The following is a 12,116-nucleotide window of genomic DNA, read 5'->3' as shown; positions in this document are numbered from 1 at the left end:
ATCATTGGTTCTGGAACACCGATACCTCTTAAATTTTTTCAAGCAAGAGAAACAAAACGCGGCGTAACTTACACACTGTTTGGAAAGAAAGAAATCTTACCCCATGGTTTTATCAAGGGAGGCAGTTTTCCAAAGCGTGTTGATTTGAAAATGGGAGGGAATGTGTTTCAAAGAGATGACGGAGATCAATTCCCCATTGCAAAACAAGAAGGACCTTCAATTGCTAAAGTGATGTCCAAGCCAGAGATTGCAAGTGCTATTGTAAAAGAAGCCAATGAAAGACTAATCAAAAACATACAGAGACAACTTAAACGTCAAGAATACGCCGCTAATAAAAAAGGCTAGATCATGTTCTCACGCTTTATCTATGTCTTACATATCCTTATGAGTTTAGGCATTACATATTCTTATTGCAATTTTAAAAACAGATTATCACTTATGTTTTGTTTTTTCCATAAAAAAATCAATAAAATCAATTCAAAAGGTACTTCCCAGCGGGTTGGCTTCGTTGCGGGGCAGGCTAGCGCGAACTATCGCTAGCGACAGAATTTTCAAATCAACTGTACATTGTACGCACAACACATTGATAAATAACGAATTTAATGTGCACTAATATACACCTTGTACAATAGTGGATTATTTTTTAGAAAAAAGTTTTTACCACTTGACAATATAGCAACAATATGAATAATTGAATCAGGTGCCTGAAAACACCTTAGAAACTACAAGCGGATTGATTGCCGAAATAATCAATCTTCTGGGCATTTAAAGACTTTGACTCATTATGTGCTACATGCATATAATGACCTTGTCGGGTGTGGTTACACTATACAATACCCTCACGGGAAAAGTGTAACGACGGACTTGTAGCCGTGTTTTCAGCGCCCGGCACTCTTTACTGAGTGTCAATTGAAAACCTCTAACTACAAGGAGTTCTCATGAACACTCTTATTCCAATATTGGAACAAACGATTGATCAAGAAACTGTTCAAACGGTAAACGCACGTGACTTGCATGCGTTTTTAGAAGTAAAAACCAGCTTTAAAGACTGGATTATCAGACGTATTCAAGACTGTAAATTTAAAGAAGGGTATGACTTTTGCTCTTTTTTGAGCGAAAGTTCAGGTGGGCGTCCTTCTAAAGAATACCATATCACCTTAGATATGGCTAAACACCTTTCCATGATCGAACGTAATGATAAAGGACATGAAGCACGTCAATACTTTATCAAATGTGAACGGCTTTTGAAACAAGTAGCAACACCACAAGTTGATTATTCCAAACCCGAAGCATTACTGGGTGTCTTGAATCACTTACAAAGTCAAATTGAGCAGAAAGATCATGTCATTGCCGAATTGACTCCAAAAGCAAAAGCTTTGGAAGGTTTAAAGCGTTCTGATGGTTTGTTCGGTTTGATAGAAGCAGCAAAGATGCTTGAAGTACGACCAAAGGACTTAACTGACTACTTGCGTAAACATGATTGGGTCTATCGTCGTGCTCCAGGGGCGCCTCTGTTACCTTATCAGGATAAAATCAAGAAAGGTTTCATGGATTGCCCTGCTATCACCATTCAAAGACCAGATGGTACAGAAAAGGTACTCCCTTCAACAAAAATTACCTCCAGAGGATTAGCATGCTTAAGAGAGCAAATTCATGGAGGTGTACAATGAAGATAGATACCAACTTCTTATGCGATTTATGGATAGCATTATCTCAATTTTCTAATGATGAAAATGTGAGCGACAAAGATTGTAGTGCTCTAGTTCAAACTATGAATGCAATAGAAAAGGTTCTAGTTTTAAAACTTCAAAATGACGTGCCTAATATTACAAAGATTTTGGCAATTCTTACAGATTTTGGAGCCTCAGAATTACCGCATAGTATGGATTCTTTGTTGCGCACTTATGAACCAAATTTCGATAACCCTATTAAAAAGGTTGCTTAAGTTCAAAAACAGAAGTCCCCTCCCCGTTCTCAAAAATAGGGAGAGGGTTATCTTAACAACCGCTTGCTTTTTTTAAAACTTCACCCATACGTGTGCGCCAATCTTTTCCTTGTTTTTTAAAAGAGGCAATAACGTTTGGGTCGAGGCGGAGAGTAACCGCTTGTTTAGGAGATTCAACGGGGGGACGCCCACGTTTACGGCGCTCTTCTGTTACATACTTAAAAAAGGAGGCTGGTAAAACGTCTTTAGCTGGTTTTAAGCGTGCAAGTTCTTCATCTGTCAATGGTGGAGAATCCACAGCGTCCCAATCTTCTTTTGCGTAATCACATCCTGCTTCAAAGGTTTTTTTGATAGTCATTGAAAACCTCTCTTTCTTTTTTATTAGCTCGACGAAAGCTGATAATGGATATTGCTTCATTGCCAAGCTTTGCAAAAACAATAACTGTTGTGCCATCCGCAAAATGTCCAATAGCCTTCATGCGGTTTGAATGGGTTGCATCAATAAAAGCATGTTCCCAGTCAAAGTAAATAACATCAGCAAAGTCAAGCTTATGTTTAACAATGTTTAAAGCTCTTTTTGGTTCATCCCACACTATCTTCATATATTTTATGTACACGAAAAATAAAACCTTGTCAATAATTAAAGTGTACAATAATTCGTATAAACCATTCAAAATGGAGCCACTATGAATAAGAAAACTCGTGAGGGGATATCGCTTCGTGCGTTTGCCAAAAAGATGCGTGTTTCTCCTAATGCAGTGGTTTCTCGTCTTAAGACAGGGAAGTTTGATAAGGCTCTTTTTGAAGATGGTTCTGTTAATGAAGCGCTTGCAACAGCTATCTGGAATGAGAATCCAACAAAACGCCCTGCTCCATTTTTAGCACCGGATGGCCAACCGCGAACAAAGATCAAACAAGTCTCTACAGAGGGTGCCAATGAATACAAGATTAAACTGGAGCGAATGCAAGTTGCGCTAGCAAAAGAAAAGATTGCACTTGAACGATTGCGTGAAACAACTGTTGATCGTGAAGAAGTGAGAAAAGAAGCATGGAACTTTGGAAGAGCGCATCGAGATACAATGCTCAATTTTGCCTATCGCTTTGGTACTGAAATTGCGGCGCAAGTGGGATGTGATTCTGCGAGCCTTATTGGAGCTATCGATCATCATATGCGCAAAGCTTTAGTAGAAAATGTCGTCCCTGTTTCTTTTCACGATCCCAACATTTTAGAAGAGAATCCAGAACATGATAAGTGATGCTTCGCCCTCGTCCTCTGATGCTGGGCTCTTTTTTTGCTATGCGAATGAAGGACGCCGTCCTGACCCGCCTTATACTGTTTCCCAGTGGGCTGATAAAAATCGTTATTTGAGCACAGTTACGAGTGCTGAGCCTGGGTTATGGAGGACTATACGTACCCCCTATTTACGAGAGATCATGGATAATCTTTCTGTTTATGATCCGACTGAAACAACGGTTGTGATGAAGGGGGCTCAGATTGGAATGTCGGAAGCAGCGTTGAACTTTTGTGGTTATGCCATTCATCATAGTCCAGGACCTGCCCTTTATGTGATGCCGACCGTTGAGACCGCTAAGAAACTGTCAAAGTCTCGTCTTGATCCGATGATTTCAGCTAGCCCTGCTTTAAGTGAACGCATTGCTCCTGCTCGTGCAAGAGACAGTGGAAATACAATGTTTTCAAAGGAATTTTATGGGGGGACATTGATGATTACAGGAGCAAATAGTGCTGCTGGATTGCGTTCTTCTCCTATTCGCTATTTGGTTTTGGATGAAGTCGATGCTTACCCATTGAATGTCGATAATGAAGGCGATCCTGTAACAATTGCTGAAAAACGAACTTCTGCTTTTATTCAACGTAAAATTTTTAAATTGTCCACGCCGACACACCGTGACACAAGCCGTATCGCCAAGGATTTTATGCTTGGTGACCAGAGATATTACAATGTTCCTTGTGATGCGTGTGGTACGCTACAACCGATTTTTTGGTCACAAATCAAGTGGCAAAAAGGCGCCCCCGAAAAAGCTGTTTTTGTTTGTGCGCATTGTGGTCATGAACATGCCGAACATCGTAAGTCCACCTTAATGGCAGAAGAAAACGGTGCTTGCTGGATCGCAACACAGGAGTCAAGTAAGCCTCGTCTGCGTTCTTACCATATTTCAGCGCTTTATTCCCCATGGCTGACTTGGGGCGATTGTGCGCGCGAATTTTTAAGAGCCAAAGAAGACCCTGCTCTTTTGCAAGTTTTTATTAATACAGTTCTTGGAGAGCCATGGGAGGACAAAACAGGCGAAGTTGTTGACCCTGATAGCCTCTATGCAAAACGCGAAGATTATCCATTGGCACCAGAACAAGCCGTCGTGTTGACAGCAGGCATTGATGTGCAAAATGATCGTTTAGAGCTTGAAGTGGTGGGATGGGGGCGTAGTGAAGAAAGTTGGCATATTGATTATCAAGTGATCCTTGGTGATCCCTCTTCTTTTGAAGTGTGGGACCAATTGGATGAATATCTTGCAAAACGCTGGCCACATCCAGGCTATAAAGAAGGGATTAGGATAACAGCGGCTTGTATTGATACCGGTGGTGGACATACACAGGCAGTTTATAATTATGTACGCCCGCGTGAGGGGCGGCGTATCTGGGGCATTAAGGGGCAAGCGGGATGGCGTGCGGTATGGCCACGCCGACCAAGCAGAAACAATAAAGGACAGATTAATCTCTATATTGTTGGAGTTGATGCCGCGAAAGATATTATCACGGCACGGTTTAAAAAATCCGGTCCTGAAGCATCAGGGGCTGGTGCAACACACTTTCACAAAAGCCTTGACCTGGAATATTTTGACCAGCTAACCGCTGAAAGAAAAGTCATCAAATATTTTAAAGGCTTCAAGCGTATTGAATGGCAAAAAAGTGAAAAGGCAAGAAACGAAGCCTTGGACTGTAGGGTCTATGCTTATGCTGCTTTACAAGGTCTGATTTCGGCAGGAATAAACCTTAATCGAGAAGTCGATATCTTAGAAGAGCGTTTGGAAAAACTTAAAATTGAAAGTTCTGTAGAGCAACCAACATCTGGGATTTCTTCATTCACTTCTCCAAGAAGATCTCAGATAGCACAACCTCAAAGGAAACAATCCAGAACAGTGATGAATCCTTATATGCAAGGGGATTGGAGGTAATTTGTGGATGAAACTTTAGGACAATTTAACAGCAAATTTTCGAGACTGGAAAGTTTAAAAAGGCGGCGAGAGCAAATTGAAGAGGCTCTTTATTCGGGTGCGCAATCAGTGCGTCACGGCGATAAGCAAGTCAGCAACCGCTCTGTTGAGGAACTGCGCAGAGCTCTTGAAATGATCAATACGCAAATAGCGGACCTTGAAGGGCGTAAAGGTTCACGCGTGTTCTATTTTAATATCTCACGAGGCTATTAATGGCTGGCTTTATCAATAAACTTACGGGCTTTTTTACAATTTCTCGTCAACACAATCCCCATTTTGAAGCGGCAAGCAAAAGCCGTCGCATGGGTGGTTTTGATCCCGCAAAAAAACATATCAATAAAGCGATTGAAGAATGCGGTGATACCATTGTTGCCCGTTCAAGATGGCTTTATGACAATGAAGCTCTTTACGGTTCTGCGACTGAAGAATGGGTCTCTGCGGCTGTCAGTGATGGGATTAAACCTTATCCTCGCATTGAAGGTTTTCAAGAAGAAAAGAAAAAGCTTTTAGACTTATGGTGGCAATGGGCTGATGAAGCAGACTACGACGAAGATGCCAGCTTTTATGGGCTGCAAGCAACCATTGCACGAGAGGTCTTTTTAACCGGCGAATGCTTTGTAAGATTGCATTATGTTGACCTTTATGGGCGCTCTGGTGTGCCGCTTCAATTACAAGTTTATCCTACTGAAATGCTGGATCTCACCTATAATGGACCTGCTGAAATTGAAGGCAATTACATTCGTATGGGAATTGAATTCGATGCCAGTGGTAAGCGCGTTGCTTATCATTTCTGGGAACATCATCCCTATGATGATTGTCCTGCAAACAGAGCCTTTAAGAGCCAAGAGCGCATACGTGTGCCTACTGAAATGGTCATTCATATCAAAGAACGCCGGATTGCCGGACAATTGCGCGGTTCTCCCAAAATAACGCGCTGTATGACAAAGATCTTTCAACTCGAATCCTATGATGATGCAGAACTTGATCGAAAAAGGACGGCGGCTCTTTTCGCGGCGTTTGTCAAGGACAATTCCCCAAACGTCGCAAAATTATCCGATAATCGTGATAAAAACGACGTTGAAGAAGAATACGAAGCACCTGCCATTGCACCCGGTGCATCTCTTTATTTAGGAGAGAATAAAGAGGTTACATTCTCTAACCCTGTTGAGGTTGGAGGTTCTTATGAGGCTTTCCAATTTCGCAATATTTCAAAAATTTGCTCGGCTCTCAATATGCCTTATGCCGTTGTGACTGGAGACGTTACGCGCGGTAATTTTTCCAATGTGCGAACCTCTATCATTCAGTTTAGACGGCATGTCAAACAATGGCGTGAACATATCATTGCCTTTCAGTTTAACCGCATTGTTTGGGAACGTTTTGTTGAAATGGCAGTACTTTCTGGACGCGTTCACTTACCCGGATGGGAAGAAAATTCCTTGCCATGGCTTCAATGTGAAAGCTTTGCGCCCCCGCTTGAAATGATTGATCCAAACAAGGATATCACGGCAGAAAAAGAAGAAATTCGTGCTGGCTTGAAAACACGACGCATGGCGCTTGCCGAGCGCGGCTTTGATATCGACAGCATTCATGCCGAACTGCAAGAAGAGCACACAGACGCTCGTGCACGCGGCTTATCTTTTGACACGGATATGGCAGCGCCTTCTGGTGAAAATCAAGCGATTGGTGATGAAGATTCAGAGACTTCTGAGACTTATGAAAACAACCAAGACAGTAAGGCGCAGACAAATGGTGAATAATCTCGACATGCCGTTTTTGGCATCACGGCTTTTTGGAGTTCCACACATGCTTGCCTCCACAAAGCTTGATATTATTCTCAATGCTCTTGCTCCACGGCTTTTTGCAAGTGAAAAGTTTCCCATTGAAGCTTATTCGCAAGGGAGTACAGAAGCTTTAAGACCACCAGAAACCTATGTGGTGCAAAACAATGTTGCTATAATACCGGTTCATGGCACGCTTGTACGCCGCGGTGCATGGCTTGGAGCTTTATCGGGATTGACGTCTTATGAAGGGTTAAGGGCTTCTTTTCGTGAAGCCATGGCACAGCCTGATGTTCATGCCGTCTTACTTGATATTGACAGTGGTGGTGGAGAAGCCGGTGGCATCTTTGATTTGGTTGAAGAGTTTCAAACCCTTTCAAAACAATATAACAAACCCATTTGGGCGCATGCCAATGAATTTGCTTGTTCTGCAGCTTATGCCATTGCTTGTGCGGCTTCTCAAATATGGGTTGCACGCACCGGTGTTGTAGGCTCGATTGGGGTTGTTTGCGCCCATCTTGACCAATCTCGTGCAGATGAGCAACACGGGCTTAAATGGACCTTCGTTTTTGAAGGTGATCACAAAACCCATGGCAATCCTCACGAACCCTTGAGCGATACAGCACAAATAAAAATGCAAGCCGATTGCGCCCTGCTCTACGAAATGTTTGTCGATTGGGTTGCAAAAAACAGACCTCTGAGTGCGGACGCAATTCGTGACACAAAAGCAGAAACTTTTATAGGCACCCAAGCTTTAGAGCTTGGATTAGCAGATGCGCAGGGCACCCTTGCGCAAGCTTTGGAAGCCTTAACGGATTCCATATCACAAAACCCAACATCAACAAAAGAAGGAAAAAACACATGGCACGCACACAATACCGCGCCCAAGAAGAGGATGACGAAAAGATCGTCGACATCATCAATGACGAGGAAGAGGACGAAGACGATAGTGACATCGACAAAAACGCCGAAGACTTCGACGATGAAGAAGAAAACGAAGACGAAGATGAGGACGAAAATAAACAAGAAAGCATAAAAGCTGCTCTTGAAAAGGAAAGAAAACGTGGCAAGGCACTAACAACCCTTGAAAGGCAAGCAAAGCACTTAGGCGTTTCTTTTGACGCAGCAAAAGCTATTCAAAACGGTATGAGTGTTGAGAAAGCACGCCAGTGTGTATTGACGGCTGCTAGCTCTCAAAGCGCGTCTTTAAAAGTCTCGCCTTATACCCCTCACAGTGATGGAACGAGCAAGGCAAAAATTCATACAAAATGGGAAACAGCTTGGAGGGCAATAAAATGAATAATATTATTTATGAAGACGTACGCAATGGCGCTTATCTTGGACCCTACGATACGGATATGTCAAACGAAGAAGTGGTTTTTGCATCAGGAGCCTTCATTGAAGCAGGAACTGTCATGGGGAAAATTACAGCATCAGAAAAATATGCCCCCCTTAATCCAGCAGCATCAGATGGCAGCCAAATCCCTGCTGGAATTTCTTTTGCCACTGTTGATGCCTCTCAAGCCGATCAACGTGCCGTGATTACAGCACGCTTATGCACTGTAAAAGCTTCTGAACTGCTATGGCCAGATGCCATCACAGACGAGCAGAAGAAAGCAGCCATTCAGTCTTTAGAAGACAAGAACAACATTCTGTTGCGATAGGAGAATGCGCACATGGATATGAATTTTTTTAAACATGATGCTTTCTCAAGCATCACAATGATGAAAGCCATCGAAAACTATGAGTTTCAACCGGGTCTTGTGAGCTCTCTTAATCTTTTTGAGGAAGTTGAAACCAGCACCACAGTGGTTGGTATTGAACGGCGTGATAATACATTTTCGCTTATTCAAACCAGTGAACGTGGCGCACCTTTAGCAGAAGGTGATAGAGAGGGTCGTAATCTTCGGTTTTTCAAAACAACACGGATTGCCAAAAGTGATACCGTAAAATCAGAAGAAATCCAAAACCGTCGTGAATTTGGCGCAGAAGATCAGTTAGAGACAGCAATGAAATATATTGCCAGAAAACAAAAGAAACTGATTTCTGAAATCGAATTGACATGGGAAAATATGCAACTTGGCGCTGTTCAAGGGGTTGTCCTTGATGCTGATGGCTCCGTGATTGTCGATTGGTACAAAGAATGGGAAATCGCACCACCAAAGCCGATTGATTTTAAATTAAATAATGAGACAACCAATGTTGCGGACCATGTTGATCAAGTCATTATGAGGATGATTGAAGCTTCAAAAGGAGCGTTTTCTGATCGTTCAAGGATTATTGGACTTTGTGGAAATGAATTCTTTTCCAAGTTGAAAAACCATAAAACAATTCGTGAGACCTATTTAAACACAGCCTTAGCACAAACACTCAATAGCGCCGGAGGTGTTACAACACCAAGCACTCTTGGCTCAGGCAGCTTTGGCAGTTTTGACTTTGCTGGTGTAACTTTCATTAATTATCGCAGCATTCACAACTATAATGTGAGTGCGAAGGCTGGAACCAAACGCGCCATAGGAATTAAACCTAATGAATGTCAATTCTTTCCTGTTGATGCACCTGGTGTCTTCCAAAAAACCTTTGCTCCTGGTGAAAGCTTGGATTTTGCCAACACCGTTGGAAGACCTCTCTACACGATGCTGATCGTCGACCACGACCGTAATGCATGGGTAAAACCGGAGGTCTATAGCTATCCGCTTTACATCTGTACACGCCCTGAAATGCTGTTTAAAGCAGTGATTGGAGCGAAATAACATGCGGTGGAACGGGCTGCTAAACCAAATGGTTAAAGATGTGCGCAACACTTTTGGGCAGCCCATCATCTACACGCGAAAGGACAACCAGCAATCTTTTCGTATCACAGCAATTTACGGCATCAAACATTCGGAATCGGAGGCTGGAGGCAGAATCCCCACCACAATTGCAAGAAAGGAACTTGATCTTTGTATCAATGACATTGGAGGAATACCACCAAAACCTCAAGATAGTATTATTGTGATGGCTCCTGAAAACAACAAAGCCCCCTCTTCTCAAGAACACTTCACTGTTACAGATGTCCAAGCCTCTGAATCCGGTATGTATAAGCTTATCTTGCGGGAGATAAAACAATGAACGTATCTTTATCTTGTGTGTTTAAAAATCAATAAAACTGTCCCAGAACTCGAATTACTGCTGTAAACCTTGGACTTGAAAAGGCAGTGAATTGGTAATTCCGTGGTATGCCGGTACGGAGACTGATTTGGCATTCATGGTATGTTATAGCTACTGATGCAATTCGTGTCCAAGTGGTTCGTTCATTCTTTTCAGGACTTTCAAATACAATGGCTTGATCGGTTACCAAAAGACGTCCTCTAAGTGTGATCTTTTTATTAATATCAAAGAAAACGCGTTCTTGAACCCCCAACAATTTTTCATTGTGTGCTAAACGATATTCATATTCGCTTGCGTCAAGTTCTTGAAACATTTTACACGCTTCAGAAAAACTAGACACTTTAATATCCGGTAGCAACATTGCAACTTGTTCTTCAAAAAGTTTTACTTTTTTCTTTTCAGAGTAGTGAGCGATCACCAAAAGTAAAATAATAAGAATGGCTACTAATAACCATGGTGAAATACTTATTACTACCACAATGCCTCCAATCAATAGAGCACAATGGAGAAAGATCCTGATCCATTTTTCCAGTTGTTCATTTTTAAGTGCTGGAGATGTTTTATTAACGACTGAGAAATCAGAAGAAGGATGTGCAGGAGGGAGCGACATTGAAGCCTGTTCTGGAACTTTTTCTTCAAAACGTTTTTTGCGTTTATCTTGCCAATAAGCGAAAATGGAAAACGCAAAAAACGCAAAGAAAATTAACCAAAACCATCCCCAAAAGCCTAATCCATCATCTTTGTCTGGTTTGTTAACTTGAGTGGGGGTAATTTGCTTATCAGTATCCTCAGCTGGTACCTGAGTCACGCTTTCGTTTTGAGTAGCAACATCTATTGACGAAGTCGAGGAGGAGGTAACAATTTCATTATTGTGTGTAATTTGATTTGGTTTGTCTTTGTGTACAGAAGCACCTACTATTGCAGAGCCGATAAATAATAAAGCTCCAAGACCAAGAGTTTTCAGTCCGTTTTTCCGCCATTTCTTTATACATACTAAAACGAGTCCGACAATCATCATTGGCAATGATAACAAGCACACTATCATTGCAATTGTATCAAGTATGTCGAGCATTATTTTCCCCTCCGCTATAAATAAAAAAGTAAATTGAAAAATTTAAAATGAGTCGATAAATAAAGTAAAGACATACCATATATTTTATAAAAAAGTGATATTAATGCTTGACATCATTATAAAGATATGAATAATCGAATCAGGTGCCTAAGAAACACCTTAAACACATAGCGGATAGATTGCCGAAACAATCTTTTCACCGCCAATTAAAAACTTTGACTCGTTGTATGCTACAAGCATATAATGATATTGTCGGGTGTGGTTATGCTATACAACACCCTTTTGGGAAAGGCGTAACGACGGGCTATGTGCCGTGTTTCTTAGCACCCGGCACTCTTTAATTGAGTGTCATTAAGAAACCTTTAAGCACATAGGAGTTCACAATGAACACACTTATAGAAATATCAGAACAGGTCATTGATCAAGAGACTGTTCAGACAGTGAATGCACGTGAGTTACATGCATTTTTAGGAATTACATCAAAGTTTGCAGACTGGATTAAAAACCGCATTAAAGAATGTAAGTTTCGAGAAAATATAGACTTTATAGGTTTTTCTAAAAATTTAGAAAAAGGCCGTCCAAGCATAGAATACCACATTACATTAGACATGGCTAAACATCTTTCCATGATCGAGCGTAATGATAAAGGGCATGAAGCTCGTCAATACTTTATCAAATGCGAACGGCTCTTGAAACAAGTAACAACACCACAAGTTGACTACTCCAAACCCGAAGCATTACTTGGTGTTTTAAATCACTTACAAAGCCAAATAGAGCAGAAGGATAACACCATTGCCGAATTAACACCAAAAGCAAAAGCTTTGGAAGGCTTAAAACGCTCTGATGGTTTGTTCGGTTTGATAGAAGCAGCAAAGATGCTTGAAGTACGACCAAAAGATTTAACCGATTACTTGCGTAAACATGATTGGGTGTATCGACG

16 protein-coding genes and 1 pseudogene are annotated in these 12,116 nt (G+C 41.6%); 14 read left to right on the top strand and 3 right to left on the bottom strand.

Annotated elements, in window-relative coordinates:
- The 3 genes and pseudogenes from ACFIJS_RS08015 to ACFIJS_RS08005 form a co-directional block, all read left to right on the top strand.
- Positions 1-345: pseudogene (locus tag ACFIJS_RS08015) on the top strand (hypothetical protein); the annotation flags it as partial.
- A 593-nt stretch (positions 346-938) separates the two neighbouring features.
- A complete protein-coding gene (locus ACFIJS_RS08010) occupies positions 939-1,670 on the top strand; it encodes an antA/AntB antirepressor family protein (protein ID WP_375614626.1) in 732 nt (243 codons plus the stop codon).
- Entirely contained in the window at positions 1,667-1,945 is a 279-nt protein-coding gene (locus tag ACFIJS_RS08005) for a hypothetical protein (protein ID WP_375607160.1), read from the top strand. The genes ACFIJS_RS08010 and ACFIJS_RS08005 overlap by 4 nt, the downstream gene beginning before the upstream one ends.
- 52 nt (positions 1,946-1,997) lie before the next feature.
- Here ACFIJS_RS08005 and ACFIJS_RS08000 read toward each other — a convergent pair whose 3' ends face one another.
- Both ACFIJS_RS08000 and ACFIJS_RS07995 read right to left on the bottom strand, forming a co-directional pair.
- On the bottom strand, positions 1,998-2,303 hold the full coding sequence (locus tag ACFIJS_RS08000) for a BrnA antitoxin family protein (protein ID WP_212112990.1): 306 nt from the start codon (positions 2,301-2,303) through the stop codon (positions 1,998-2,000).
- The gene (locus ACFIJS_RS07995) at positions 2,281-2,547 is read right to left on the bottom strand and encodes a BrnT family toxin (RefSeq protein ID WP_212112989.1); all 267 of its coding nucleotides are present in this window, start codon (positions 2,545-2,547) and stop codon (positions 2,281-2,283) included. The genes ACFIJS_RS08000 and ACFIJS_RS07995 overlap by 23 nt, the downstream gene beginning before the upstream one ends.
- A gap of 84 nt (positions 2,548-2,631) precedes the next feature.
- On the opposite strand from ACFIJS_RS07995, the gene ACFIJS_RS07990 reads away from it, so the two are divergent.
- The 9 genes from ACFIJS_RS07990 to ACFIJS_RS07950 are packed head-to-tail and all read left to right on the top strand — an operon-like array spanning position 2,632 to position 10,065.
- Positions 2,632-3,201, top strand: a complete 570-nt coding sequence (locus ACFIJS_RS07990) for a hypothetical protein (RefSeq protein WP_375651057.1) — start codon at positions 2,632-2,634, stop codon at positions 3,199-3,201.
- Positions 3,191-5,137, top strand: a complete 1,947-nt coding sequence (locus ACFIJS_RS07985; protein WP_375651056.1) for a phage terminase large subunit family protein — start codon at positions 3,191-3,193, stop codon at positions 5,135-5,137. Before ACFIJS_RS07990 ends, ACFIJS_RS07985 begins: the two co-directional genes overlap by 11 nt.
- A 3-nt stretch (positions 5,138-5,140) precedes the next feature.
- The gene (locus ACFIJS_RS07980) at positions 5,141-5,389 is read left to right on the top strand and encodes a phage head-tail joining protein (RefSeq protein ID WP_100131184.1); all 249 of its coding nucleotides are present in this window, start codon (positions 5,141-5,143) and stop codon (positions 5,387-5,389) included.
- Positions 5,389-6,933, top strand: a complete 1,545-nt coding sequence (locus ACFIJS_RS07975) for a phage portal protein (RefSeq protein WP_375607155.1) — start codon at positions 5,389-5,391, stop codon at positions 6,931-6,933. Before ACFIJS_RS07980 ends, ACFIJS_RS07975 begins: the two co-directional genes overlap by 1 nt.
- Complete coding sequence (locus tag ACFIJS_RS07970; protein ID WP_375607154.1) at positions 6,923-7,990, top strand: S49 family peptidase; 1,068 nt, start codon at positions 6,923-6,925, stop codon at positions 7,988-7,990. Before ACFIJS_RS07975 ends, ACFIJS_RS07970 begins: the two co-directional genes overlap by 11 nt.
- A complete protein-coding gene (locus ACFIJS_RS07965; RefSeq protein ID WP_375651059.1) occupies positions 7,873-8,253 on the top strand; it encodes a hypothetical protein in 381 nt (126 codons plus the stop codon). Before ACFIJS_RS07970 ends, ACFIJS_RS07965 begins: the two co-directional genes overlap by 118 nt.
- Positions 8,250-8,618 (top strand): head decoration protein, encoded by a 369-nt coding sequence (locus tag ACFIJS_RS07960; protein WP_375651055.1) that lies wholly within the window; start codon positions 8,250-8,252, stop codon positions 8,616-8,618. The genes ACFIJS_RS07965 and ACFIJS_RS07960 overlap by 4 nt, the downstream gene beginning before the upstream one ends.
- 12 nt (positions 8,619-8,630) lie before the next feature.
- Positions 8,631-9,707: a major capsid protein gene (locus ACFIJS_RS07955; RefSeq protein WP_375651054.1), complete on the top strand. Its 1,077-nt coding sequence runs from the start codon at positions 8,631-8,633 to the stop codon at positions 9,705-9,707.
- Position 9,708: 1 nt separating this feature from the next.
- The gene (locus tag ACFIJS_RS07950; protein WP_375651052.1) at positions 9,709-10,065 is read left to right on the top strand and encodes a hypothetical protein; all 357 of its coding nucleotides are present in this window, start codon (positions 9,709-9,711) and stop codon (positions 10,063-10,065) included.
- A 28-nt stretch (positions 10,066-10,093) separates the two neighbouring features.
- Here ACFIJS_RS07950 and ACFIJS_RS07945 read toward each other — a convergent pair whose 3' ends face one another.
- A complete protein-coding gene (locus ACFIJS_RS07945; protein WP_375651051.1) occupies positions 10,094-11,176 on the bottom strand; it encodes a hypothetical protein in 1,083 nt (360 codons plus the stop codon).
- A gap of 179 nt (positions 11,177-11,355) precedes the next feature.
- Here ACFIJS_RS07945 and ACFIJS_RS07940 point away from each other — a divergent pair, with 179 nt between their 5' ends.
- Positions 11,356-11,517: a hypothetical protein gene (locus ACFIJS_RS07940; RefSeq protein WP_375651049.1), complete on the top strand. Its 162-nt coding sequence runs from the start codon at positions 11,356-11,358 to the stop codon at positions 11,515-11,517.
- Positions 11,518-11,559: 42 nt separating this feature from the next.
- Positions 11,560-12,116 (top strand): antA/AntB antirepressor family protein (locus ACFIJS_RS07935; RefSeq protein WP_375651048.1); only part of this gene is annotated, 557 nt, incomplete at its 3' end.

It is taken from the genome of Bartonella sp. OT172YNZD, assembly GCF_042193725.1.
Lineage (GTDB): Bacteria > Pseudomonadota > Alphaproteobacteria > Rhizobiales > Rhizobiaceae > Bartonella > Bartonella grahamii_A.
The sequence above is the reverse complement of the archived record's forward strand: the minus strand, read 5'-3'. Positions and strand labels throughout refer to the sequence as shown.

What these genes read in the sequence shown, in the direction of transcription:
- ACFIJS_RS08010 (WP_375614626.1), top strand. Translation starts at nt 939, where the DNA reads ATGAACACTCTTATTCCAATATTGGAACAAACGATTGATCAAGAAACT.
- ACFIJS_RS08005 (WP_375607160.1), top strand. Translation starts at nt 1,667, where the DNA reads ATGAAGATAGATACCAACTTCTTATGCGATTTATGGATAGCATTATCT.
- ACFIJS_RS08000 (WP_212112990.1), bottom strand. Translation starts at nt 2,303, where the DNA reads ATGACTATCAAAAAAACCTTTGAAGCAGGATGTGATTACGCAAAAGAA.
- ACFIJS_RS07995 (WP_212112989.1), bottom strand. Translation starts at nt 2,547, where the DNA reads ATGAAGATAGTGTGGGATGAACCAAAAAGAGCTTTAAACATTGTTAAA.
- ACFIJS_RS07990 (WP_375651057.1), top strand. Translation starts at nt 2,632, where the DNA reads ATGAATAAGAAAACTCGTGAGGGGATATCGCTTCGTGCGTTTGCCAAA.
- ACFIJS_RS07985 (WP_375651056.1), top strand. Translation starts at nt 3,191, where the DNA reads ATGATAAGTGATGCTTCGCCCTCGTCCTCTGATGCTGGGCTCTTTTTT.
- ACFIJS_RS07975 (WP_375607155.1), top strand. Translation starts at nt 5,389, where the DNA reads ATGGCTGGCTTTATCAATAAACTTACGGGCTTTTTTACAATTTCTCGT.
- ACFIJS_RS07970 (WP_375607154.1), top strand. Translation starts at nt 6,923, where the DNA reads ATGGTGAATAATCTCGACATGCCGTTTTTGGCATCACGGCTTTTTGGA.
- ACFIJS_RS07960 (WP_375651055.1), top strand. Translation starts at nt 8,250, where the DNA reads ATGAATAATATTATTTATGAAGACGTACGCAATGGCGCTTATCTTGGA.
- ACFIJS_RS07955 (WP_375651054.1), top strand. Translation starts at nt 8,631, where the DNA reads ATGGATATGAATTTTTTTAAACATGATGCTTTCTCAAGCATCACAATG.
- ACFIJS_RS07950 (WP_375651052.1), top strand. Translation starts at nt 9,709, where the DNA reads ATGCGGTGGAACGGGCTGCTAAACCAAATGGTTAAAGATGTGCGCAAC.
- ACFIJS_RS07945 (WP_375651051.1), bottom strand. Translation starts at nt 11,176, where the DNA reads ATGCTCGACATACTTGATACAATTGCAATGATAGTGTGCTTGTTATCA.